16 protein-coding genes are annotated in these 24,151 nt (G+C 71.8%); 8 read left to right on the forward strand and 8 right to left on the reverse strand.

Annotated features, from left to right (window positions below):
• Positions 1-37: 37 nt before the first annotated feature.
• On the forward strand, positions 38-1,306 hold the full coding sequence (locus IE325_RS03725) for a helix-turn-helix domain-containing protein (protein ID WP_190068174.1): 1,269 nt from the start codon (positions 38-40) through the stop codon (positions 1,304-1,306).
• A 9-nt stretch (positions 1,307-1,315) separates the two neighbouring features.
• Here IE325_RS03725 and IE325_RS03730 read toward each other — a convergent pair whose 3' ends face one another.
• Positions 1,316-2,581, reverse strand: coding sequence for a protein phosphatase 2C domain-containing protein (locus tag IE325_RS03730; protein WP_190068175.1), 1,266 nt, complete (start codon positions 2,579-2,581; stop codon positions 1,316-1,318).
• Between the two features lie 221 nt (positions 2,582-2,802).
• Positions 2,803-6,489 (reverse strand): S8 family serine peptidase, encoded by a 3,687-nt coding sequence (locus IE325_RS03735; RefSeq protein ID WP_190068176.1) that lies wholly within the window; start codon positions 6,487-6,489, stop codon positions 2,803-2,805.
• A 218-nt stretch (positions 6,490-6,707) separates the two neighbouring features.
• Between IE325_RS03735 and IE325_RS03740 the strand changes: the two genes are divergently transcribed.
• The 3 genes from IE325_RS03740 to IE325_RS03750 all read left to right on the forward strand — a co-directional run bounded on the left by IE325_RS03740 (position 6,708) and on the right by IE325_RS03750 (position 10,685).
• Positions 6,708-7,697, forward strand: a complete 990-nt coding sequence (locus IE325_RS03740) for a helix-turn-helix transcriptional regulator (protein ID WP_190068177.1) — start codon at positions 6,708-6,710, stop codon at positions 7,695-7,697.
• A gap of 56 nt (positions 7,698-7,753) precedes the next feature.
• On the forward strand, positions 7,754-8,236 hold the full coding sequence (locus IE325_RS03745) for a DUF456 domain-containing protein (RefSeq protein WP_190068178.1): 483 nt from the start codon (positions 7,754-7,756) through the stop codon (positions 8,234-8,236).
• Between the two features lie 106 nt (positions 8,237-8,342).
• A complete protein-coding gene (locus tag IE325_RS03750) occupies positions 8,343-10,685 on the forward strand; it encodes a glycosyl hydrolase family 95 catalytic domain-containing protein (RefSeq protein WP_190068179.1) in 2,343 nt (780 codons plus the stop codon).
• On the opposite strand, the gene IE325_RS03755 is transcribed toward IE325_RS03750, so the two are convergent.
• From IE325_RS03755 to IE325_RS03770, 4 genes are all read right to left on the reverse strand, one after another.
• The gene (locus tag IE325_RS03755; RefSeq protein WP_190068180.1) at positions 10,659-11,156 is read right to left on the reverse strand and encodes a methylated-DNA--[protein]-cysteine S-methyltransferase; all 498 of its coding nucleotides are present in this window, start codon (positions 11,154-11,156) and stop codon (positions 10,659-10,661) included. The two genes, IE325_RS03750 and IE325_RS03755, sit on opposite strands and share 27 nt — an antisense overlap.
• 3 nt (positions 11,157-11,159) lie before the next feature.
• The gene (locus IE325_RS03760) at positions 11,160-12,557 is read right to left on the reverse strand and encodes a DNA-3-methyladenine glycosylase 2 family protein (protein ID WP_190068509.1); all 1,398 of its coding nucleotides are present in this window, start codon (positions 12,555-12,557) and stop codon (positions 11,160-11,162) included.
• 81 nt (positions 12,558-12,638) lie between these two features.
• On the reverse strand, positions 12,639-13,730 hold the full coding sequence (rsgA, locus tag IE325_RS03765; RefSeq protein ID WP_190068181.1) for a ribosome small subunit-dependent GTPase A: 1,092 nt from the start codon (positions 13,728-13,730) through the stop codon (positions 12,639-12,641).
• A gap of 266 nt (positions 13,731-13,996) precedes the next feature.
• Positions 13,997-14,656: a hypothetical protein gene (locus IE325_RS03770; RefSeq protein ID WP_190068182.1), complete on the reverse strand. Its 660-nt coding sequence runs from the start codon at positions 14,654-14,656 to the stop codon at positions 13,997-13,999.
• Between the two features lie 92 nt (positions 14,657-14,748).
• Here IE325_RS03770 and IE325_RS03775 point away from each other — a divergent pair, with 92 nt between their 5' ends.
• Complete coding sequence (locus IE325_RS03775; RefSeq protein ID WP_190068183.1) at positions 14,749-16,653, forward strand: CHAT domain-containing protein; 1,905 nt, start codon at positions 14,749-14,751, stop codon at positions 16,651-16,653.
• A 12-nt stretch (positions 16,654-16,665) separates the two neighbouring features.
• Here the strand turns inward: IE325_RS03775 and IE325_RS03780 are convergent, their stop codons facing one another.
• Positions 16,666-18,150, reverse strand: a complete 1,485-nt coding sequence (locus IE325_RS03780) for a cellulose-binding domain-containing protein (RefSeq protein ID WP_190068184.1) — start codon at positions 18,148-18,150, stop codon at positions 16,666-16,668.
• Positions 18,151-18,386: 236 nt separating this feature from the next.
• Positions 18,387-19,706 carry a radical SAM protein gene (locus IE325_RS03785; RefSeq protein WP_190068185.1) on the reverse strand — a complete coding sequence of 440 codons (1,320 nt, stop codon included), beginning with the start codon at positions 19,704-19,706 and terminating at the stop codon, positions 18,387-18,389.
• A gap of 362 nt (positions 19,707-20,068) precedes the next feature.
• Between IE325_RS03785 and IE325_RS03790 the strand changes: the two genes are divergently transcribed.
• From IE325_RS03790 to IE325_RS03800, 3 genes are all read left to right on the forward strand, one after another.
• Entirely contained in the window at positions 20,069-21,322 is a 1,254-nt protein-coding gene (locus tag IE325_RS03790; RefSeq protein ID WP_190068186.1) for an FAD-binding protein, read from the forward strand.
• A 142-nt stretch (positions 21,323-21,464) separates the two neighbouring features.
• A complete protein-coding gene (locus tag IE325_RS03795; protein ID WP_190068187.1) occupies positions 21,465-22,712 on the forward strand; it encodes an ROK family transcriptional regulator in 1,248 nt (415 codons plus the stop codon).
• A 174-nt stretch (positions 22,713-22,886) separates the two neighbouring features.
• On the forward strand, positions 22,887-24,143 hold the full coding sequence (locus IE325_RS03800; RefSeq protein ID WP_190068188.1) for an ABC transporter substrate-binding protein: 1,257 nt from the start codon (positions 22,887-22,889) through the stop codon (positions 24,141-24,143).
• Positions 24,144-24,151: the final 8 nt, after the last annotated feature.

The raw sequence follows: 24,151 nt of genomic DNA on the forward strand, positions 1-24,151 counted from the left end.
GGATACCGTCCCGGGACGGGGAGGACACGGGAGAACAGTGTCTGAAGCACAGGACGACGACGTCCAGGAGTTCGCGGCTTCGCTCCGGCGCCTGAAGGAACGCACCGACCGCAGCTACGGTCAGCTGGCCCGCCGCCTGAACATGAACACCTCCACGCTGCACCGCTACTGCGCCGGTGACGCGGTCCCCCTCGACTTCGCCCCCGTGGAGCGGTTCGCCGCGCTGTGCGGGGCGACGCCGGAGGAGCGCATGGAGCTGCACCGCCGGTGGATCCTGGCGGTGGCGGCACGGCAGCGCTCGCGTACGGCGGTGGCCGCCGCGCCGGAGCCGGACCGGGCGGACGAGGCCCCGGAGCCCGCCGAAGCACCGGCCCCGCACCACCCCTGGTATCGCCGCCGACGCCTCCTCGTCTCCGCCGCCGTGGCCACCGCGCTCCTCGCCACGCTCGGCAGCATCGCCGCCCTGCCCGACGACGACCGCCGCGGCCCGAGCGACTCGGTCGAGGCCGCCGATCCGCCCCGTACGACGGAACCGGGCACCCCGCGCCCGAAGTCGAGCAAGTCCCCGAGACCCTCCTCCACCACGACCGCCAAGCCCTCGCCCGACGCCTCGAAGAAGTCCGAGCCGGAGCCCATCGAGACGTCCGGTGGCCCCTCGAAGAAGGCCGACGGTCAGCAGCCGCCGGCCGGTCTTCCCCTCACCTGGAGCGCCAACTCCCATGTCTGGCAGGCCGGCTGCGGTCACGACTACGTCCTCAGCAAGCCGCCGCAGCAGGTCCCGCCGCCGCCGGCCGCGCAGGACGCCGCGAGTTGGGCTGAGTCTCTGAACGCCGTGCACGGGCGGCAGACGATGGTGGAGGTCACGGTGCAGGGGCGGACGTCCACGGCCGTCGTCCTGGAGGCCCTGCGGGTGCGTGTCGTCGGCCGTTCGGCGCCGATGAAGGGCTCCTCCTACGCGATGGACAACGGCTGCGGCGGCGCGCTGACGCCCCGCTACTTCGACGTCGATCTGGACAAGGACCGGCCCATCGCCCGCCCGGTCGACGGCGGCGACGCGGAGGGCCCGATCCCGGCGATGCGGCTGCCGTACCGGGTGTCCGCCGAGGACCCGGAGGTGCTGCTGATCGACGCGAGGACGGCGGCCTGTGACTGCAACTGGTACCTGGAGCTGGACTGGTCGTCCCAGGGCCGCACCGGCACGGTCCGCATCGACGACCACGGCCGTCCCTTCCGCACGACGGGCATCGACGGACTGCCGCGCTACTCGTACGACACCTCGGCGCGCAAGTGGGTGCCCTACAGCTGAGGGAGCCGGTCACGCCTCCCACACCGCGGCCGCCGTACGGTCGTCGGCGTAGCCCTTCACCCGGATCTGGGTGTCGGCGAGGAACTCCGCGAGACCGGGCGGTTCGAGGGTGGACCACCGGCCGGTCAGATGGGCGGCGAGCTCGGGTTCGCCGCGCAGGGGGTCGGCGAGGCCGCTGGTGCACATCAGGAGGGTGTCGCCGGTGCGGGCGACGGAGGCGCGGAAGCGGAAGGGTTCGCGGGGCGGCTCGGGCGCCGGGTCGTAAGGGCTGGGCGGGGTGGTGATGCCGAGGTCCATGGTGAGGCGGTCGCCCTCGGGGGTCTCGGCGGGGAGCGAGCCGAAGCCGACGACGGGTTCGCCGGTGGCGTCGGTGACGAGGGGTTCGATGTCCTGCCATTCGCCGTTGCGCAGCCGGAACAGCCCGCCGGGGCCGACGCCGAAGAAGACGCGCGTACGGCACTCGGGGTCGGCGGGGAGCAGGAGGCAGCGCAGGGTCGCCGCGTACTCGTCGGGGTCGATGCCCTGTTCGGCGGCGCTGGCGCGGAGTTTGCCGAGGCTGCGGTCGGTCAGGCGGTGCAGGCCCGACTTCAGGTCGCCGCGTCGTGCGGCCCTTATGTCCTCGGAGAGCCGCGCGTGACTGCGGCCGACGGCCCGGCCGATCCAGTGGCAGGCCTCGGCGGCGGCACGGTGCGCGCCCGGCGTGGCCCGGGCGCCGGTGGCCATGGCGACGAGGACCAGGGCGTGGTCGCCGGTGCCGAAGCGGGCGGTGAGGAGGCAGTCACGGCGGGGCTCGCCCCGGTAGCGGCCGGAGTCCCCGCGCAGGGAGACGGCGCGCAGGGTGCAGGCGCCGTAGTGGGCGCCGTCGAGGACGGTGTCGGCCACCAGGTCGTCGAGGTCGTCCGGGTCGGCGGGCGGGAGGGCGGTGGGTTCGGCGGCGTAGGTGGGAGGGCCGTCGCCCACGTAGTCGAGGGGGCGTGGTGGCGGGAGCGGGGGCGGTCCGGTGTCGTCCGGAGGTGACTCGACGGTGAATCCCGGCGGTTTCGGAAGTCCCGCCGGGAACGTCGACGCGGGCTCCACGGCATCCGCGTCCGCCCGTGGCGACGGAACCTGCACGCCCGCTCCGGACCGCTGGCTGACGGCACCCGCGGCCGAGGCGAAGCGGTCGTCCAGTGAGTCGGCGGCCTTCGTCGGGCCCGTGTCATCGGCGCGCTCACCGTACAGCTGCCCCCACCAGTCGTCCTCGCGGCCGGTGGGCCTACCCCCCTGCTGGTTCATGCCCCCAATTGTCCACCGCACGGCCCGGATGAAAACGGGGCATCCGGAAAATCCGGCCTCACGGGGCCTACCCGGACGGCACGTCGGGTGAGGCCTTGAACAGCCTTGCGAAACACCGGAGGAACACCGGGCGAAGACACGTCGCCGGGCGGCCCCACCCCCCACGGGAGAACCGCCCGGCGACAGCCGGGTGACCCGGGCCCGGATCCCCTTCGCGCGCTTCAGCGCACGTCGTAGGCCCGGGTCACGATCTGGGTGACCGAGGCGCCGTCGGCGTCGGTCAGGACGACCTTGAGTGTGACCTGTCTTCCCGCCGCTCCACTGTGGTCCACCTCCGCCTGCCAGGTCCCGTCGTCCTGCCGCATCGTCCGCGCCCCCGTCCAACTTTCACCCTCGTCGTACGAGTACGCGAGTTCGGCCCCCGTCAACTCACCGGGTTCATAACCTGCGTGGCCCGTCGCCGTGAGCGTGATGCTCTGTCCGTCCTCGGCGGGGAGGGTCTTCAGGCCGTCCTCCGGCAGCGTGTACCTCGGGAACAGCAGTGGTATGCCCTGCGAATACGTGTCCTCGTCGCGTACGGAGCGGAAGGTCCAGGTCGTGGTGGTACCGGTGGACCGGTTCCACGCACGGGCCGGAGGGCCGATCTTCTCGGTGTTCAGGATGAGTTCGTACGTCGAGGCTTCCGCCGGAACGGTGAACACGCCGAAGGGATACGGACTTTCGCCGATCGTCTCGCCGTCCCGCCGTAGCGTCATGGAGCCGATGTCACCGAAGCTCCCCTGCACGCCATGGTGTTGGCCATCGCCCCAGAAGCCGGGTGCCACGCCGATCAGGTCGGCCTGTCGTTCGGCGGCGAGCGCGGGCCGCCCGGCCTCGTCGAGCGGTGTGGCCGGGGCGAGGACACCGCCGTACCACTCCTCGGTGCGCCGCTCCCCCTTCGCGTAGGTCCGCATGGGGTCGATCATGAACTCGCCCCAGGGGAAGCTGCTGGACACCTCGTGCTCCCAGCCGGTCGTGCCCGGCGAGTGGTACTCGGTGCGCCGGAAGGGTGCGGGGACCGTCTCCAGGCCGCTGAAGTAGCCGGTCAGGCCGTTGGGGCGGGTCATGCTCGTCAGGTCGATGTGGTCGGTGGCGGCGGACGCCATCGAGCGGTATGTGGCCGTGGTCGCCGCCAGTTCCCGGTCCCGGACGCGGTACGTGCGGTCGCCGCCGATCTGGCCCTGCTCCGGGAAGGCGAGGTTGTAGACGTACGGGCTCTTGGCGGTGGCCGTCCAGCGCAGGGTCACGTCCCCGGCGGCGAGCAGGGCCTTCGCCTCGTCGGCCGGGACGGCGAGGACCGGCAGCGGACCGCCCGTGAAGCCGGCCGACGGATACCAGCGACCCGGCGCGTCCCGGTGGACGAGGACCGCCACGGCTCCCGCCTCCTTCGCGCGGGTCGCGATCTCGTACGCGCTCCCGCCGTCCGGGATCCCGACGAGCGCGATCTTCCCGGCCGCACCCGAAAGCTCCTCCGCCGTACCGGACTTGGCGTCGAAGAGGGGCGCGCGGCCCGTGCCGTCGAGGTTGGCCGAGCTGTAGGACGCGGTGGTCGGGTGCAGCAACCTGCCGCCCACGACGGCCAGTTCGGTGATCTGCGGTGCCGCCGCGCGCCAGAAGCTGTCGAACTCGAAGTCGCCGTCGCTGGCCCGGCCGGTGACGGAGGCGTAGTAGCCGCGCAGTTCGCGTCCGCCGGCGGCGGTGCCCGCATGGAGCCAGGTGTCGTCCCAGCTGCGGGCGAACCCGAGGGTGGCCGCACGGAGTTCGGTCGGCCGGTCCGTCCTGATGGTCAGGCGGTGGGCCTTGCGGGCGTCGAGGACGACGGTCATGTCGTCGCGGATCTCCAGCTGCGGGCGGCCCAGGTAGGTGAGGGAGTTCTCGGTCCCGGCGGTCGTGATGAAGCTGGAGAGGAAGTAGGCGCCAGGACGGATCGCGTACGTCTGGTCGGTCGCGCCCTCGTTGAAGCGCCGCTCGCCGGTCGCGTCGTCGGTGCCGATCAGGTCGACGGAGGAGGCACCGTCGGCGGGCTTGCCGTTCCGGTCGATCAGCTTGACGCGAAGGGTGACGGTCTCCGGCTGGACGTACAGCGCGAACGGGGTGGAGACGGTGACGCCGTCGGCGGTGGCGAGGACGCGGCCGGTGAGGTCGCCGTACTGGGCCCGGGTGAGCCTGGCCATCGGGTCGATCCGCAGCGGGACCTCGACGGTCCTCCCCGCCGGGACGGTGACCTTGCGGGCGTCGAGCCGGGCGGGGGTCGAGCGGACGGTGGAGCCGTCGTTGCCGGTGACGGCGGGCACCGTCAGCTTCAACTCCACCGCCCTGTCTGTGGTGTTGGTGTAGGGCACGGCGATCGTCGTACGGTCGCCGGCGTCCTGCGGCCAGTTGAAGGTGCCGGCCTGCAGCGCGGGTGCGCCGAGCACTTTCTGGTCGAGCGCGGCGCGGACATCGAGGCGCCCGGCGCCGGTCTCCCGGACATCGCCGGGGATGTCGGCATCGGCGGCGGAGACGAGGGCGGCCTTGAGCTGCCGGGCGCTCCAGTCGGGGTGCCGCTGCTTGACGACGGCCGCCGCACCCGCGACATGCGGGGTCGCCATCGACGTACCGCTCATGGACCGGTACGCGTAGACGCCGCGTCCGCCCGCCGCCGCGGCGGAGATGCCGACGCCCGGTGCGGTGATCTCCGGCTTGAGGGTGTGCGAGCCGTACGCCGGACCCCGGCTGGAGAAGGCGGCCGTGGAGTCGCCGCGGTCGACGGCGCCGACGGTGAGGACGCTCGGGGCGCAACCCGGGGAGGAGACCGTGTTGTCGCCGGGTCCGGTGTTGCCCGCCGCGATGACGAACAGGGTGTTCTCGCTGGTCCGGGCGAGTTCCTCGGTGGCCTGGGCCATGGGGTCGGTGCAGTCCGTGCGGGCCGGGTTGCCGAGGCTCATCGAGACGACGTCGGCGCCCTGCTCGACGGCCCACTGCATGCCGGCGATGATCCATGAGGTCTCGCCGTAGCCGGAGTCGTTCAGGACCTTGCCGTTGAGGAGCCCGGCGCCGGGGGCGACTCCGCGCTTCCTGCCGGCGCTCGCGGCGCCCGTGCCGCCGACGGTGGAGGTGGTGTGGGTGCCGTGGCCGTCGTGGTCGGCGGCGTCCGGGGAGTCGGTGAAGTTCTTCGCGGCGGTGATACGGCCCTCGAGGTCGGGGTGTCCGGCGTCGACGCCGGTGTCCAGGACGGCGACTTTGGTGCCCTTGCCGTCGTAGCCGGCGGCCCAGGCCTCGGGGGCGTGCACCTGGCGGGTGGAGCGGTCGAGGGTGGCCTTGACCTTGGCGTCGAGCCACAGCTTGGTGAGGTCGCCGGCCGCGCGGGAGCGGGGGTCGGTGAGGTCCACCCAGAAGTCGGCGGCCTTCTTCTTGTCGGCCTCCAGGGCGATCCCGTCGATCGGGTCGAGGACGGGGCCGCGTTCGGCGCCGCGCGGGGTGGGCGGGGCGGAGCGGGCGACGGGGTGGTCGTAGGTGGCGATCAGCGGGAGCGTCGTGCGGTGGGCGTCGTCGTAGCCCTGCCGGATGAGGCCGGTGACGTTGAAGAGTTCCTCGTCGACCCGGCCGGCGGCGAGCGCCTCGGTCGCGGCCTCGGGGTAGACGTACAGGTCGTCGCCGGAGCGGCGGGTCTGGGTGAAGGGGGCCGTGCCGTCCGGGCCGGGCAGGGCGACGGCCCCGTCCCGGGTGACGAGGATGCGGTCGCCGGTGACGAGGGTGACGACGGAGCCGGTCGGCCGTGTCGGCGGTTTCGGCAAGGTGTCGGCCGCGGGTGCGGGTGCGGCCGACGTCACGGCCAGGATGGCGGCGGTGGCCGCGCCCAGGGCCGTACGCGATATCGCTCTCCCCAAGATCGCCTTCTTCCCGTCTGCCGCCTGCCCGTGGACGCGAAAGCGCAGGCCAAGAAGGCCCAAGTCAGGCAAAGCGGGCGGTGGTTGATGCTGCGGTGGCGACACCTTGGCAGAGTGACGGGTGGTACCGCGATGATGTGCGGAGGCGGGATTGCGCCGTGGCCGATTCCCGCCACGGACCGGACGCGGGTGTTCGCTTGGGGAAAGGCGCAGCCAACATGCTGGGAGCGATTGGTCTCGACGAGACGCACGAGTCGGCGTACCGGGCCCTGGTGTCCGTGGGCGCCGCCGATGTGCCGGACCTCGCGCGACGGCTGACCCTCGGCGAGCACGACACCGAGCGCGCCCTGCGCCGTCTGGAGCGGCACGGACTGGCCGCCCAGTCCTCGGCCCGCCCCGGCCGCTGGGTCGCCGCCCCGCCCGGGGTGGCCCTCGGCGCGCTGCTCACCCAGCAGCGGCACGAGCTGGAGAAGGCGGAGCTGGCGGCGGCGATGCTCGCCGAGGAGTACCGGGCCGGGGCCACCGAGCCCGGTGTGCACGATCTGGTCGAGGTGGTGATCGGCGCGGCGGCGGTGTCGCAGCGCTTCCTCCAGCTCCAGCTCGGCGCGAGCGACGAGGTGTGCGCGCTGGTCACCGGCAGCCCGGTCGCCGTCACCGGCACGGAGAACGACGCCGAGGAGCAGGCCGCCGACCGAGGGGTGCGCTACCGCGTGGTCCTGGAGCGCACGGTCCTCGACCAGCCGCACGGCATCACCGAGCTGTCCGCCGCCCTCGGCCGTGAGGAGCAGATCCGGGTCGTGGAACAGGTCCCGACCAAGCTGGTGATCGCCGACCGCACGCTCGCCCTGGTGCCGCTGACCTCGCACACCGCGGAGCCCGCCGCGCTGGTCGTCCACGCCAGCGGGCTGCTGGAGCTGCTCTCCGGGCTGTTCGAGTCGGTGTGGCGGGACGCGCTGCCGGTGAGCCTCGGCACGTCCGGCGTCACCGAGCAGCAGCCGGACGGCCCCGACGAGACCGACCTGGAGGTGCTGTCCCTGCTGCTGGCCGGGCTGACCGACGCGAGCGTGGCCAAGCAGCTGGACCTGGGGCTGCGGACCGTGCAGCGCCGGGTGAAGCGGCTGATGGAGCTGACCGGGGTGACGACCCGGCTGCAGCTGGGGTGGCACGCGTACGAGCGGGGGTGGGTGGCGCGCGAACGCCAGGGATGACGGCGGCGGGCGCTCGCTGATCTGCGCGTTCTCCCGGCCTCCGGCACTCTGGTCAGATGGGAGTCTGGGACCTCCTGCTGGTCGGTCTGGTCCTCCTGCTCGGCCTGTGCGGAGTGCTGGTACCCGGGGTGCCGGGGTCGTGGCTGGTGTGGGCCGCGGTCATGTGGTGGGCGGTGAAGGACCCCCAGCCGGTCGCCTGGTGGGTGCTCGTGGGGGCCACCGTCGCGCTGTTCCTCTCCCAGGTGGTGCGCTGGGCCCTCCCGCCGCGCAGACTGCGCCCGAACTGGGCGAGCCGCCGGATGACGGTGTACGCCGGGGCCGGGTCCTTTCTGGGCTTCTTCCTGATCCCCGTGCTCGGCTCGATCCCCGGCTTCATGGCCGGCATCTACCTGGAGGAACGGCTCCGTCTGGGCCGCCGCGGCGAGGCGAGGGCCGCCATGCGGTCGGCGCTGCGGTCGGGCGGGTGGAGCGTGCTGGCGGAGCTGTTCACCTGCCAGCTGATCGCGGGGGCATGGCTGGGTGCCGTGATCTGGGGCTGATACATCGGGTCTCTCCCGCCGTATTGACGACCACGTGTCACGTCTCTACGTTGCATGCCGGGATAGCTCCGATGAATAGTCTCTGCCCGAGCTGCCGGGAGGCGCCATGCCCAGCCCGTCCAGACGTACCGTGCTCGCCACCGGATCCGCGCTCGGCGGGACCCTCCTCACCGGCGGACTCCCGGCCCGGGCGAGCGGGGCCACTCCTTCCGAGGCCACGCCCTCCGAGGCCACTCCTTCCGACCCCTGGCGCACCGTCCTCGAAGACGCCGACCTCGTCTGGCACCGCATGCCCACGACCTGGTACGAGGGCCCCTTCCTCGGCAACGGCTTCCTCGGCTCCGGCATCTACGCCGAGCCGGGCGCCCCCACCACCGCCGTACGCTTCAACATCCAGCACTCCGAGGTCCAGGACCACCGCCCCGAGTACGGCTCCCTCTTCGGCCTGGCCCGCCTCCCGATCGGCCATTTCACGCTGGAGCCGGTGGGCACGATCACCGGCCTCGACTGGCGCCTCGGCCTGCGCGACGCCGAGCTGACGGGCACCCTCACCACCGACCGGGGCACGCTCACACTGCGCGCCCTGGTGCACACCACCCGCTCGGTCCTCGCCGTCGAGGTCACCCCGAGCGAGGGCGAGCGCGGCTTCCGCTGGGTCTTCCATCCGGCGGAGGCGATCAGCCCCCGAGCGGCCTTCAAACCGCTCCCCGACGGCTACCGAGGCAACCCTCCCGCCCAGGTCACCGAGCACGACGACGGAGTGTCCGCCGCCGTACAGCCCCTGCTGGCGGGCGGACAGCATGTGACGGCATGGCGGGAGCGGAGCAGAGGCAGGACACGGACTCTGTACGTCCATGTGGCGCACTCGTTCCCGGGTACGACGGCCCTGTCCCGAGCCCTGAAGGCCGTACGCCACGCGGCCCCGCTCCCTTACTCCGCCCTCGCACTGTCGCACCGGACCTGGTGGCACGCCTACTACCGCAAGAGCTTCCTCTCCCTCCCCGACCCCCGCATCCAGCGCTTCTACTGGATCCAGCTCTACAAGACCGCCTCCGCCGCCCGCCGCGACGCCCCCGTGATGGCGACGAGCGGCCCCTGGCTCGAGCCCACGCCGTGGCCCAACACCTGGTGGAACCTCAACGCCCAGCTGGAGTACTGGCTGATCCATGGCTCCAACCACCTCGAACTCGACGCGATCACACGGTCGTTGAGCGAGTTCCGGCACCACCTGACGGACGAGACACCGGCCCCGTACCGCGCCGACTCCCTCGGCATCCCACGCACCACGGACCCCCAGCTCGTCAACGGCGCCTCCAGCGCCCTCATGGGCTACGGCGTCGGCATCCCCGGCCAGGACCCGCCCACCCCCGAGGTCGGCAATCTCGTCTGGGCGCTGCACAACGTCTGGCTCAGCTACCGCCACACGATGGACGAGTCGATCCTCAGGGACGTCCTGTACCCCTTGCTGCGCAAGGCGATCGCCTACTACCTGCACTTCCTCGAACCCGGCGCGGACGGGAAACTGCACCTGCCGGCGACGTTCTCCCCGGAATACGGCGGCAACTCACGGGACTGCAACTACGACCTGATGCTCCTGACGTGGGGCTGCCGCACGCTCCTCGACGCGGCCGAACTCCTGGGAGTGGAGGATGAGTCGGCGCCGCGCTGGCGCGAGGTGCTGGCGCGAAGGACGGCCTATCCGACCGACGCGAACGGCTTCATGATCGGCGCGGACCTCCCCTTCGCGAAGTCCCACCGCCACTACTCCCACTTGCTCGCGGTATACCCGCTGTACGAGCTGACGGGTCGCACTCCCGACGAACGGGCCCTGATAGAACGCTCATTGGCCCACTGGGTGGGCTTCGAGGGCGCGCTGCAGGGCTACACCTTCACCGGCGCGGCATCGATGTCCGCGCTACTGGGCAAAGGCGAGGACGCGCTCAAGTACCTGGGCGAGCTGATGTCCCGCTACATCCAGCCCAACACCATGTACAAGGAGTCGGGCCCGGTCATCGAGACCCCCCTGTCGGCGGCCCAGTCCCTGCACGACATGGTCTGCCAGTCCTGGGGCGGCACGATCCGCGTCTTCCCCGCCCTGCCGGCCGCCTGGGCCGATGTGACAGTGCATGACTTCCGCACACAGGGCGCCTTTCTGCTGTCGGCGGTCCGTGAGGGCGGGGTCACGCGCTGGGTGCGGCTGACCAGTGAGGCGGGCGCGCCCTGTGTCGTACGGCATGGCATCGCGGGGCGGGTGGAGGTGCGGGACGGACGGGGGCGTCCGCTGCGGTACTCGGACGCCGGTGAGGGGGCGATCCGTATCGCCCTGAGGAAGGGGACTTCTGCGCTGATCACGGCCCGGGGCGACCGCCCGGACCTGACGATCAGGCCGGTCCGGGCGAACGCGGAAGCACCCCGATGGGGCCTAGAGCGAGCCCTCCAGCGTGAGTAGCCGCACCTTCCGGTCGAGGCCGCCCGCATAGCCGGTCAGTGACCCATCGGCACCGATGACACGATGACAAGGCCGGACGATCAGCAGCGGGTTGGCACCGATGGCACCACCGACGGCCCGTACGGCAGCACGGGAGGCGCCGATACGCGCGGCGATCTCGCCGTACGTGGTCGTGGCACCGTACGGGACATCGTCGAGGGCGCCCCAGACCCGCTCCCGGAACTCACTCCCGTCCGTGCTCAACTCCAGCCGGAACTCCTTGAGTTCACCGGCGAAGTAGGCGGCGAGCTGTTCGTCGGCCGCGCGGAAGAGCGCGGGGTCGTGCCGCCAGCCGTCCTGGACGGTGCGGCCGCCCTTCTGACCGGGCACGGAGAGGGAGGTGAGGGCGCCGGTGGCGGGGTCGGCGGTGAGGAGCAGGGAGCCGACGGGGCTGTCGAGCTCGGTCCAGTGGATGTCGGTCGGGGTGGTCATGTTCTACTCCAACTCCCCTGCTGTACGCAGGTGTTGCCAGGCGTAGGAGCGCCAGGGGCGCCAGCTGTCGGGGGTGTCGACACCGGGTGGGGCGACGTCCGGGTCGCCGAGGGCACGGGTGCGGATGACGGCGACGGCACGGGCGTCGAGGCCGGGCAGGGCCAGCAGCGCGCCCCGCGCCTCGTCCCGGTCGGCGCCCGGGTCCAGCCGTACGGCACCGTCGGCGAGGGCGGCGGTGAGGTCACCGAGGGGACCGTGCGGCTCGGCCTCCGCCAGGACCGCCGCCTCGGGGAAGAGATGCGTGAGCCCGTCACAAGGCGCGTCGAGCGCCTTGCCGTACCGGCGCACCAGTCGCTCGGCCTCCACAGGCCCCACGAGGGCCCGTACGGCCAGCTCGTCGGCGTCGGCGGTGCCGGGCGAGCGCAGGCCCGGCCGGGCGGCGACGAGGGGTGCGAGCCGGTCATCGGCGCCGAGCCGCTCGTCGACGGCGTACGGGTCGGCGTCGAGGTCGAACAGCCGCCGCAGCCGCTGCACGGCGGTGGTCAGATCACGCAGATCGGTGAGGTGGAGCCGCGCGTCGAGCCAGCCGCCGGGATGGTGGGCGGAGCCGGTCACGGCATCTCCCTGCCGCTCCTCCACCGCGACGATGGCGCTGCCGTGCGCCAGACGGAGCGTGCGGCGGTAGGTGCGGTGGCCGGTCGGGCCGCCGACCGTCTCGATCCCCGGTACGGCCTCCCGCGCCAGCAGATCGAAGACGGCACCGGCCTGATACGGGCCCCGGTACGCGAGCCGCAGGGGGATCCCGGCCGAGGGGGTGGCCGTACGCCGGGCGGAGTGGCCGCCACGGGGCGCGGCCGCACGCAGCTCGCTCGGCGTAGAGGCGTACACCGCCCGGATCGTGTCGTTGAACTGCCGCACACTGGCCCACCCCGCCGCGAACGCGATCTCCGTGATCGGCAGATCGGTGGTCTGGAGCAGCACACGCGCGGTGTGCGCCCGCTGCGCCCGGGCCAGTGCGACCGGCCCCGCGCCGAGCTCGGCGGTGAGCTGCCGCTGCACCTGCCGGGCGCTGTAGCCGAGCCGCGCGGCGAGCCCGGCGACACCCTCCCGGTCGACGATGCCGTCACCGATCAGCCGCACGGCACGGCCGACGGTGTCGGCCCGCACGTTCCACGCGGCCGATCCCGGCACGGCGTCCGGACGGCACCGCCGGCAGGCCCGGAAACCCGAGCCCTGCGCGGCGGCGGCCGTCGGGAAGAACCGCACATTGGACCGCTTGGGGGTGACCGCCGGGCAGCTGGGACGGCAGTAGATGCCGGTCGTCTCGACGGCGAAGAAGAACTCGCCGTCGAAACGCGCATCACGGCTGCGAACCGCCTCGTACCTGGTGTCTTCGTCCATCACGGTGTCCAGTCTCCGCCGTGACGGAGGACGGGGCTAGCGGAAATCGGACACCAAGCTCACCAGCCGAGACCGTTGGCCTCATCGCAGGCGCCCCCGCTTGGCCTCCATGGCCGCGCGCCCTTCGGCTCCCTTCCGCTTCCAGTCCCGCCTGATCTCGGCCCTGACCCTCGCATCGGTCTTGGCCACGATCCGCTGGTTCTCGCGGATCAGCTTGCGATAGCTCTCCAGCCGCCTCACCGGCAGCACGCCGTCCTCGATCGAGGCCAGCACCGCACACCCCGGCTCGCTCTCATGGGCACAGTCGTGGAAGCGGCACCGCGAGGCCAGCTCCTCGATCTCCGAGAAGACCTGGCCGACGCCCGTCTCGGCGTCCCAGAGCCCGACGCCCCGCAGCCCAGGAGTGTCGATGAGGACACCCCCGCCCGGCAGGGCGAGCAGATTCCGCGTGGTCGTGGTGTGACGCCCCTTGCCGTCGACGTCACGCGCGGCCTGGACCTCCATCACGTCCTCGCCGAGCAGCACGTTCGCGAGGGTCGACTTGCCCGCGCCGGACTGCCCGAGCAGCACGGACGTACCGCCCCCGACGACCGCGGTGAGGACGTCGAGCCCCTCCCCCCGCGCCGCGCTGACCGTCAGCACCGGCACACCAGGCGCCGTGGTCTCCACGTCCTCGACGAGATGCGACAGCGTCACCGCGTCCGGCACGAGGTCGGCCTTGGTGAGAACCACGACCGGCTGCGCCCCCGACTCCCAGGCCAGGGCGAGGAAGCGCTCGATACGGCCGAGGTCGAGTTCGACGGCCAGCGACACCGCGACGATCGCGTGGTCGACGTTGGCGGCGAGGATCTGCCCCTCGGACCGCTTGGACGAGGTGGAGCGCACGAAGGCGGTACGGCGCGGCAGATACGCGCGTACATACTGCGGATTGCCCGAAGGCTCGATGGCGACCCAGTCGCCCGTGCACACGACCCGCATCGGATCGTGCGGGGTGACGAACGCCGTGTCGGCCCGTACGACACCGTCGGCGGTGACGACATCACACTGCCCACGGTCGACCCGCACGACCCGCCCGGGCAGCAGCCCCTCGGCGTCGTACGGGGTGAACGCGTCGGCCCAGACCGAGTCCCAGCCATAGGGAGCCAACGCGGAAAAAACAGAAGTGGAAGTCAACGGGTGACCCTTCACAAGGGTGGCCCCGGCAGGAAGAAGTTGAGGTCAGCCGACGGCCACGGAGGTGGACTTGATGAACTGGGTACGAGCAGCGCTCATCGCAAAGACAGCCATCGGTCGACACCTCCCTGTTCACACTCGATCGGCACCCGCGGCGGTCGGCCGCGTGGGAACGACGCACACTCTAGGTCGGCCCACGAGGAGACGCCACCTAATTTATTCGGGCCGATTTCTTCGGGATGGTTCCGGAGCCGGCTCCCGGGCGGCTATCCGCAGGACTTGACGACCTTGAGGTTGGTGACCGCCGTCAGCGGGACCACTACGGGCTCATGGCGCCCGGGGCTCTTCAGCCGGATCCGGCCGCCGTCGGCGGAGTTCAGCGTGCCGCAGGCGGAACCGCCGGTGTGGCTGACCTTGATGTACACGGGCTTCTCATTCGGCTCCTCGGCGGGTGCCCACCAGGTGACGACGATGCCCGCGAGCAAGAGGGCCAGCGCGACCGCGACCAGTTGCTGCGCCGCACGCCGGACCCGGGCACCGGCCACGGCGGCCAGAGCGACCCGGTAGGCCGCGACCGATCCGTAGCGACTGTGCACGGCGCTCAGTGTGGTGGCCCGGGGACGAGTCCCGGCCTGGGCCGCCAGCGCCTGCCACAGTCCGATGATCGCGGCGAGCAGGCCGCCGCCGATGAGCACGGTGACCACGGCCCGCCACTCCGGCGGCAGGGCGCTGGTGGTGTCGCGTCCCTTGATCACCACTCCCGTCGTGACCAGCGCGATGAAGGCGGAGAGTCCGTTGCGCCAGGTCTCGGCGTTGGTGCGGACGGTGTCCAGGGAGGCCGCCGAGAGGGCGGCGAAGGCGTCCCGTTCGGCGAGGTCGAAGGCCGAGGGGCCGCTGGTGGGCCGGCGCGGCCGGTACCCGGTCACGGCGTCCCCAACGGATTGGACGGAGCGCTCTCGGCCTCCAGCTCCACCCGGAAGCTGACCCCGCAGCCGGTGGTCCCTTCCGGCGCGCCGGCATGGGTGTGGCCGCAGCCGCACGTCACGTCCACGGTCACCACCGCGGGGGCGAGCGCGGTCGCGTCGTGGACCTGGCCCGGGACGCCCTGTCGGCCGTGTATGACGCCGATGTCCTGCGGCCCCGGACCTGGCGGCGGCTGGGTGCGGTGCTCAACCGCCGCTACGGCCACCGGCGCGACCCGGACGACCTGCGCGAGGCCCTCCGGTGCTTTCGGCGCGCTGCGGACCTGCCGGTCGCCACTCCGCAGGAGCGGATGCTGTCCTGTGCTTCCTGGGGTGCGGCGGCCGTATCGCTCGGCGATCACGCCCTGGCCGCCGAGGGCTTCGGCCGGGCGGTCCTGCAACTGCCCCAGTTGGCCTGGCACGGACTACCGACGGCGGCCTGTGCGAACCACCTGGCCGAGTGGCCCGGGCTGGCGCCGCTGGCCGCGACCTGTCATATCCGGGCCGGTGCTCCGGAGCGCGCGGTGGAGATCCTGGAGCAGGGCCGCACGATCATCCAGAACCAGTCGCTGCATCTGCGCGGCGATCTGTCCGAACTGGCGGACCGGGAGCCGGCGCTGGCGGCCGCGCTGTCACGGGTGCGCGAGCAGCTGGACGCACAGGGGTTCGCCACCGGCGCCGACTCCGAGGAAATGCCCGGAGAGAGCCTCCTGTCGCCGCTCGGCCGGGAGCGGCTGGCGCGGCAGCGGGCCGCCCTCTGCCGTGAATGGGACGACCTGGTGGCCGAGGTGCGCCGGCTAGACGGTTTCGCGTACTTCCTGGCGCCCGTGCCCTACGACGACTTGAGAGCCGCCGCCGCGCAGGGTCCGGTCGTCGTGGTCAACGTGAGTGAACTGGCCTGTCACGCCCTGGTGATCCGGGATGCCGACGCGCCGGTGGAGGTCGTCGAGCTGCCGGACGTGTCCCATGCCGAAGTCGCACGGCAGGCGCAGGCGTTGGTGTCCGTGCTGCTCGCACGCCGGGAGCCGGACCGCCCCTTTCTGCGCCGGGAGGCCGACCGGCACGCCGTGCACGACGTGCTGGAGTGGCTGTGGCAGCGGATCGCCGAACCGGTCCTCGACCGCCTCGGCTTCGATGGCCACGCCGGCGGACCGCTGCCGCGGCTGTGGTGGTGCCCCAGCGGTCTGCTCACGCTGCTGCCCCTGCACGCCGCGGGCCGCTACCCGCGCCATCGCACCGCGTCACCGTCGGAGCGTCCGGCGGCCGGGTCCGGCTGTGTGCCGGGGCGGGTCGTGCCGTCGTACACGTCGACGCTCACGGCGCTGCTCCGGGCCCGCGAGCGCGACGCGGACGCGACGGGGTTCGGCGGACTGCCGGCGGTCGCGATGCCGGAGACTCCCGGCAGTCCGGCGCTGCCGGGAGTGCGGCGGGAGTACGAGGAGCTGCGGGCCGCCTTCCCGCCGGGGGCGCCGGTGGACGCGCTCTTCGGGCCGGAGGCGACCCGGGAGGCCGTTCGGCGGGCTCTGCATGACAGGCCCTGGGTGCACTTCGCCTGTCATGCGGAGCAGGACCTCATGGATCCCGCCCGGAGCGCGCTCGCCCTGTACGACGCCCGGCTCACCGTCGCCGATCTGCTGGAGCTGGATCTGCCGCACGCGGAACTGGCCTGTCTGTCGGCGTGCGAGACGGCGGCCGGCACGGTCCGGCTGCCCGACGAGGTCATGCATCTGGCCTCGGCCATGCAACTCACCGGGTACCGGCATGTGATCGCCACGATGTGGGGCATCCACGACGGCTCGGCACCGGACCTGGCCGCCCGCTTCTACGCCGAGCTGACCCGCACGGGCCGGCCGGATGCCATGGGGGCGGCGCGTGCGCTGCACACCGCGGTGGCCGGGCAGCGCGCGCATGACCCGACGGACCCGCTGCGGTGGGCGGCCCATCTGCACGTCGGCCCGTGACGCCGGTAACGGTCAGCCGGTCGTCGCGCAGTCCCGCCCGTTCAACGCGAAGTCGTACCCCGCCGAGTTCTCGCCCTCCCACGACGCCAGGAACCCGAACGCCAGTCGGCCGCCCGGGGTGACCGTCTTGTTGTAGTCGGCGGCGGTGGCGGTGACGCGGGAGCCGTTCTGGGCGAAGCTGGCGTCCCACATCTGGCCGACCTTCTGGCCGTCGCGGAAGGACCAGGCGACGCGCCAGTCGGTGAGGGCGCGTTCGGTGGTGACCGTGATGGTGACCTGGAAGCCGTCGGGCCATTCGTTGACGAGGTCGTAGTCGACCGTGCAGTCCGGCTCGGCGCTCTCGGACGGTTCCGGGTCGTCCTCGTGGGCGGTGGAGGACTTGGTGCCCTGGGGTGACGGGTCGGGGTTCTTCCGCGAGGGATGGGGCTCGGGCGCGTCGTCGTCCGTCGCGGTCTCCGACGGGGACCGGCTCGCGGACGACGTGACCGGCAGGGTGAAGCCCGGGTCGGCGACCGGCTGGCGGTCGGACGGGTCGCCGCCCGCCGTGGCGCCGTCGCCGGTGGAGCCGCCCGGCATCATCGACACGGCGAGGGCGAGCGCGGAGACCAGGACGGCGGCGACGAGGAGGCCGCTGCGCACGACGCGTGCCTTGTGGGCGCCGGGGTTGGGCGGTCCCGCCTCCCCGTCCGCCGGGTCGGGGCGCCCGGCGCCGCGTACCTCGGCGGCCCGGCGGCGGCGTTCCAGGTAGGCGAGGCCGCCCCAGCCGAGCACCCCGCCCGCGAGGGCCGCGGGCAGTCCGGCGCCGTTCAGCCGGAGGCAGGCGGCGGCTTCGGCGCACTGGACGCAGGTGGCGAGGTGGCGGGAGAGGTCGCCCGGGGTGTCGGCGGCGGTGGAGCGGGTGACGGCGTCGAGGAGGCGGGCGTAGCTGCGGCACTGCGCGTCCATCGGCGTGTCGAGCTGGTTGCGCTGGCACCGGTCCCGGAACAGGCCCCGGACCTGGGCGAGTTCATCGGCGACGGTGGCCGGGTCGAGGCCGAGCCGGCGGGCCGCGACGGTCTGCGGCAGCGCCTCGACCTCGGCCAGCCAGAGCAGCGTCGCGTCGGGTTCCTGCATGTCGCGCAGTCCGCGCAGCGCGAGCGGGCGCTGGAGCGGGGGGCCGCTGTAGCGGGCGGCCTTCTCGGAGTTGAGCCACAGCCGTAGATCGGGGTCGAGGTCGTGGCCCTGGCCGTTCTGCTCCCATGCCGCCGCGGTGGTGCGTACGGCGGTCAGGAGGAGGGGTATCCGGGGCAGGCGGGCCGGGCGGCGGCCCGCGCTGCGGAAGGTTATGGTCTCGGCCTCGCGGGCCTCACGTATGCCGGCGGAAAACGCCTCCGCGGCCAGCTGGTTGGCCGCGGCGGAGCCGGCCGTGCACAGGTCGGCGTACGACAGCACGGCGTCCCAGCACTCGGAGAACAGCGCTGCCTCGGTGGCGTCCTGGGGAGTCGGCAGGTCGGGCATGAGTCTCCTGCATCCACATGCGAGGTCAACTCGCCATATTGGCAATGGAGTTGGGGGGAACCTCGCGGCAGGAACGGAGCCTTTCACGTTCTCAACACAACTGACAAGCGCTGTGTTCAGATGTCCTGACAGACCGTTGTCCGGACAGAGACCGGCTCCACCCCAGGGCGTGGTCGCCCCGCGACTCCAGCCTCTTGTACGGACGCGAGCCCCGTCCGTCTCACCGCTTACGCCACCTATACCGCCGCGGAGGCCTCCGCCGGAAGACTGTCCATGAAGGAACTCACCGAGAACACCGCGCGGCCGGGGCCGGGTTCGCCGTAGCCGGGGGGCGAGGAGAGGCCGTAGTCCTCCATCGTCTGGCGATAGGCCTGCAGCAGCCGGATGTGGTACTCCAGCGGCGCACCCTGCGGGTTCGCCTTGCCGAGCGGGGTCGTGGGCTCGGGGCACCAGGTGGTGAAGCGGGGCGTGATGCCCTGGGACATGAAGAAGCGCAGGCCCTCGGTGGTGGAGGCGATCGCCTCGTCGACGGTCTTGAAACCGAAGGGCTCGGCCATCTCCACGCCCGCCACGAAGTTGGGGATGACGTTGCGCGCGCCGAAGATCTCCGCCGAGTCCAGGATGCGCTTGTGCCACTCGTCGCGGCCGACGTACCGCTCCTTGCCCGGGCAGTACATCTTGAACAGGTACTCGTCCCACACCTCGTAGTTGGGGTGGTAGATCTGCACGCCGTAGTCCTTGAACCGCTGCACGTCGTCCTTCGGCAGCGCCTGGGCGACGACCTTGCCGATCCAGCGGCCCGGGAAGTGCTCCTCGATGGCCTTGGCGTACATGCCGTAGAAGTCGGCCTCGTCACGGCCCTGGAGCTTCGAGGTGATCGCGCCGCCGGTGAGGGTGTAGGCGGTGGAGGCCTTGGCGGTGTCGTACCGGTTGATGATGTCGAGCGCCTCGAGGACCTCGTCGACATCCTTGACGCCCGTGTACGGGCGCCCGGCCGCCTTGTGCTGGCGCCAGTTGTGGTTGATGTCGCAGTACTGGCACTCCTCCTTGGCGCCGAAGTACTGGCACACCCGGAAGACGGTGAGGTAGATGAGGTAGCCCCACTGGATGGTCGGGGCGACCTCCATCACGGACTTTCCGTTGGAGAGCTTGTGCCGGTAGTACTCCGGCATCGGCGGCACCCCGACGTCGGAGATCCGCTTGCCGTCGAGGTAGAGCCCGAGCACGCCCTGGTCGTCGGCGGCGACGCGGTAGGGCGAGGTCGGGTTCACGCGCACGGAGACGACGGTGCGGCGCAGGTCGTACGGCCCGCCGGTGAGGATGATCTCCTCCGGCGGGCGCCTGAGCGCGGCCTCGCCCAGCTCGGGGAGGGTGCCGTGGTCGAAGGAGAAGATGAAGTACGACTTCGGCTTGACCTCGCCTCCCTCGTTGTCGCTGAGGGCGGACGGGTCGAAGGCCACTCCGCCCCGGAGCAGATCCTCCTTGAAGACGGCTTCCCGCGGAACGTGCGGGAATCGCTCCATCAGATCCTCGACCAGTGCGGTGCGGCTGCCCATCCGTAATCTCCTCCCGGCTCAGAGCCTGTGTCATGTTCCCGGCCGGATCAGCGCGCGGCGTCTGGTGCGTGCGATCGCAAGGCGCCGGAGCGCTCGCGTGGCGGAGCCACGTGGGCGGTTCGGCAACGCGGCGAGCGTGCGTGCCAGGCGTCGCGCCCCCGGCCGGGAACATGACACAGGCTCTCTGCGTACGACTCCTCACGGTATGCCCCTGGCCGAGCGATCGCCGCATCGGGCCCCCTCCGGGCGGATGTGTCCGGCGCCACAGGTCTGCGGAAACCGTTGGGAAAACGCTCTCCGCACCGGGTGGCCGCGAATGAGAAGGTCAGCATGCACGCACTCACCCGGAGGGACGGCAGGGGATGACGGAGACGATCACCAACTGGGCGGGCAACATCACCTTCACCGCCAAGGAGCTGCAGCGGCCTTACTCGGTCGGTGCGATCGGGGCCCTGGTGGCGGGGAGCGCGAAGGTGCGGGTGCTGGGCAGCGGGCACTCCTTCAACGGGATCGCCGAGCCGGGTCCCGAGGGCGTCCTGCTGTCCATCGCCGATCTGCCGCCGGTGATCGACATCGACCGGGCGGCCCGTACGGTACGGGTCTCGGGCGGCGTCCGGTACGCCGAGCTGGCCCGTGCCGTGTACGCGCACGGCTTCGCGCTGCCCAACATGGCGTCACTGCCGCACATCTCGGTGGCCGGCTCGGTGACCACCGGCACCCATGGGTCGGGGGTCGGCAATGGCTCGCTGGCCACGTCCGTGCGGGAGGTGGAGCTGGTCACGGCGGACGGGTCGGTGGTGAGCGTCGGCCGCGACGACCCCCGGTTCGGGGGCGCCGTCACCTCCCTGGGCGCCCTCGGCGTCGTCACCGCGCTCACCCTTGACCTGGAGCCGTCCTTCGACGTCGAGCAGCACCTGTTCACCGAACTGCCGCTGGAGGGGCTGGAGCCCGGCATGTTCGGGGCGGTGATGGCGTCGGCGTACAGCGTCAGTCTGTTCACCGACTGGCGGGCGCCCGGTTTCCGGCAGGTGTGGCTCAAGCGGCGCACCGACCAGCCGCTGCCGGACTTCCCGTGGGCCGCGCCGGCCACCGAGAAGCTGCACCCGGTGCCGGGGATGCCCGCGGTCAACTGCACGGAGCAGTTCGGGGTGCCGGGGCCGTGGCACGAGCGGCTGCCGCACTTCCGGGCGGAGTTCACGCCGAGCAGCGGGGCGGAGCTGCAGTCGGAGTATCTGCTGGCGCGCGAGCACGCCCTGGACGCGCTGCACGCGATCGACGCGATCCGGGGCACGGTCGCCCCCGTGCTGCAGACCTGCGAGGTGCGTACGGTCGCCGCCGATGAACAGTGGCTCAGCCCCTCCTACGGACGGGACACCGTCGCCCTGCACTTCACCTGGATCGAGGACACGGCGGCCGTGCTGCCGGTGGTGCGGCGGCTGGAGGAGGCGCTGGACGCGTTCGATCCGCGGCCGCACTGGGGGAAGGTGTTCGCGATGCCGGCGGATGTCGTGCGGGCGCGGTATCCGCGGCTGGAGGGCTTCCGGGCGCTGGCGCGGGAACTTGACCCGGGTCGGAAGTTCACCAACGCCTTCGTGCAGGACATACTGGGTGAGTGACTCTCGGACACGGCCTCGGGAGACTTCGTAAACCCCCTTTCCTAACCCCTTGTCGAAAGTCGGCGCACGTCATAGCCTTGCGCCGCGCCGGTACCGACGACGACCCGGCCCGACGTGGACGAAGGGACGGGGGCATGGCCCAGTGAAGCGCACATCACGCGACATCCGCACCGCGAACCGTTACGAGGTACTGCGCCAGATCATCGCCGCGTCGCCCACCTCACGGCAGGAGCTGGCGGCCGCCACCGGGCTCAGTCTCGCCACGGTCGCCACCCTCGTGGGCGAGCTGCTCGACCTCCGGATGATCACGGAGGTCGGGTTCGAGGACTCGGCGGGCGGCCGCCCCCGCGGGCTCGTGGCCGTCAACGCCTCCGGAGGCGCGCTGATCGGCGTGGACATCGCGGAGACGTACGTCCATGTCGAGCTGTTCGACCTCGCGCTGAACGTGCTCGCCCGCGCCGACGAGGACATGCGCCCCGGCGAGAGCCGGCCCGAGCAGGTGGTCGGCCATGTGGCCGCAGCCGTCGGCTCCGTGGTCGCACAGGCCGGGATCGAGGGCGCGCGGGTGCTGGGCGTCGGGGTGAGCGTGCCGGGGCAGGTGGACCGGGACACCGGCATCTCGGAGTACGCGCCCAACTGGGACTGGCACGATGTGCCGCTGCTCGACCTGCTCTCCGAGGTCATCGCCTACCCCCTGTACCTGGACAACCCGCTGCGGGCCGGCGCGGTCGCCGAGATGTGGTTCGGGGCGGCGCGCGGGCGCGGGGACACGGTCGTGGTCAACCTCGGCACGGGCGTCGGCGCCGGGCTCGCGCTCGGCGGCGGGCTGTACCGGGGCGTGAGCAACAGCGCAGGCGAGTGGGGGCATACGACGCTCGTCCTGGACGGGCGGCTGTGCCGCTGCGGCAACCACGGCTGCGTCGAGGCCTATGTCGGCGCGCCCGGAATCATGCTGAACCTGCGGGAGCTCAGTCCGCGCAGCCCGCTGCTGCACCCCGAGGACCAGACCGCCACCATCGACGCGCTGGCCCGCGGCCTGGCCGAGGGCGATCCCGTGGCCGTCAAGGTCGTACGGGAGACGGCCCGTTACGTCGGCGCGGGCATCGCCAACCTGGTCAATGTCCTCAACCCCGAAGTGGTCGTGCTCAGCAGCTGGGTCGCCCGCAGTCTCGGCGAACCGCTGCTGCACGAGGTGCGCGAGGCCGTCGGACGGCACGCGCTGCCACGGCCGATGGCCGCCACCGAGATCGTGCTCTCCCCCATCCCCACCGACCCGGCATGCCTGGGCGCGGCGACGTTCGCCCTGGAGGGCGCGCTGCAGTCCGTGGGCCAGCGGGCCGCGGCGAAACGCACCACCGCGGCGAGGAGCCGTACCGCGCCGTCCGCGTGACGGCGGCGGTGGCTCCCCCCATTCGTCCGGTATTCCGAACGCCGCGCAACGCTTCATGCAGACTTCGTCCAACCCCTTGCCGAAGCCTTAGCCGAAGGTTAACGTCCGGCACCGCAACCCCCTTTGAGCCAATCGGCGCTGAGCCACAGCCGTACTCGAGACAAGGACGTCAGCATGTCGGCATCGAGCAACACCAACTGGGACCGCCGAACCGTTCTGCGGGCCGCGATGGGCCTGGCCGCCGCGGGCGGACTCGCCGCGTGCGGCGGCAACACCGGCCGGAGCAGCTCCGGCGACAGCCTCGTGCAGATGTTCCACGCGTACGGCGAGGCGGGCACCGAGCAGGCCATCAAGCGGTATGCGAAGGCCTACAAGGACGCCAACGTGACCACGCAGTGGATCACCAGCGCGGACTACGAGAGCAAGCTCTTCTCGTCCCTGCTCACCGACAACGCGCCGGACCTCTTCGAGTTCCACCCGCAGATCCAGATGGTCAAGAGCGGCCAGGTGGCGGATCTGACCGACCTCATCGACCCGGTCAAGGACGACTTCAACCCGGCGGACATCAAGTCGCACACGGTCGACGGGAAGATATACGGCGTCCGCATGATCGACGACCCGCAGTTCTTCTTCTACCGCAAGTCGATGCTGGAGAAGGCCAAGGTCGAGGTGCCGACCACGTTCGACGAGCTGATGGAGGCCGCCGCCAAGCTCACCACCGGCAAGGTCAAGGGCCTGTACATGGGCAACGACCTGCACAGCGTCAACGACACGCTGATCTGGTCGTCAGGCGCCGAGCACCTCACCGCGGACAACAAGATCGCCTACCACACGGACGGCGTGGTCGAGGGCCTGAAGAAGATGCGCAAGCTGTTCACCAGCGGCGACCTCCTCCTCGGCGCCCCGACCGAGTCCTGGGACCCCTCCTCGTTCATCCAGGGCCTGTGTGCCATCCAGTTCTGCGGTATGTGGGCGATGCCGGCGATCCAGGACGCGCTCGGCGACGACTGGGGTGTCTTCCCCTTCCCGAAGGTCACGGACTCCGGCAAGCCGTCGGTCTACAACGGCGGCTGGTCGATGTTCGTCAACGCCAAGGGCAAGAACGTGGACGCGGCCAAGGAGTATGTGAAGTGGCTGTGGATCGACCAGAAGAAGTACCAGGAGGACTGGGCGACGTCCTACGGCTTCCACATCCCGCCGCGCGCCTCGCTCGCCGAGTCCGCCACCAAGCTCAAGTCGGGCAACGCCGCTGAGGGCGTCAAGCTCTTCAACGAGTTCGGTCACTTCGACAACATCGGCTGGACCCAGGCCATGCGCACCTCGTTCGAGGACGTCTTCGCCAACTGCGTGCGCAAGAACATGGACCCGGAGGCCGCCCTCGACAAGTGCGACACGGCCGTCGAGCGCGAGCTGAAGAAGCTGTTCGGATAGGCCGCGGG

This window comes from Streptomyces lanatus (genome assembly GCF_014655715.1).
GTDB lineage: Bacteria > Actinomycetota > Actinomycetes > Streptomycetales > Streptomycetaceae > Streptomyces > Streptomyces lanatus.

Coding starts and splice junctions, on each gene's coding strand:
- IE325_RS03730 (WP_190068175.1), bottom strand. CDS start 2,581: ATGAACCAGCAGGGGGGTAGGCCCACCGGCCGCGAGGACGACTGGTGG.
- IE325_RS03740 (WP_190068177.1), top strand. CDS start 6,708: ATGCTGGGAGCGATTGGTCTCGACGAGACGCACGAGTCGGCGTACCGG.
- IE325_RS03745 (WP_190068178.1), top strand. CDS start 7,754: ATGGGAGTCTGGGACCTCCTGCTGGTCGGTCTGGTCCTCCTGCTCGGC.
- IE325_RS03750 (WP_190068179.1), top strand. CDS start 8,343: ATGCCCAGCCCGTCCAGACGTACCGTGCTCGCCACCGGATCCGCGCTC.
- IE325_RS03755 (WP_190068180.1), bottom strand. CDS start 11,156: ATGACCACCCCGACCGACATCCACTGGACCGAGCTCGACAGCCCCGTC.
- IE325_RS03760 (WP_190068509.1), bottom strand. CDS start 12,557: ATGGACGAAGACACCAGGTACGAGGCGGTTCGCAGCCGTGATGCGCGT.
- IE325_RS03775 (WP_190068183.1), top strand. CDS start 14,749: ATGGGTGTGGCCGCAGCCGCACGTCACGTCCACGGTCACCACCGCGGG.
- IE325_RS03780 (WP_190068184.1), bottom strand. CDS start 18,150: ATGCCCGACCTGCCGACTCCCCAGGACGCCACCGAGGCAGCGCTGTTC.
- IE325_RS03785 (WP_190068185.1), bottom strand. CDS start 19,706: ATGGGCAGCCGCACCGCACTGGTCGAGGATCTGATGGAGCGATTCCCG.
- IE325_RS03790 (WP_190068186.1), top strand. CDS start 20,069: ATGACGGAGACGATCACCAACTGGGCGGGCAACATCACCTTCACCGCC.
- IE325_RS03800 (WP_190068188.1), top strand. CDS start 22,887: ATGTCGGCATCGAGCAACACCAACTGGGACCGCCGAACCGTTCTGCGG.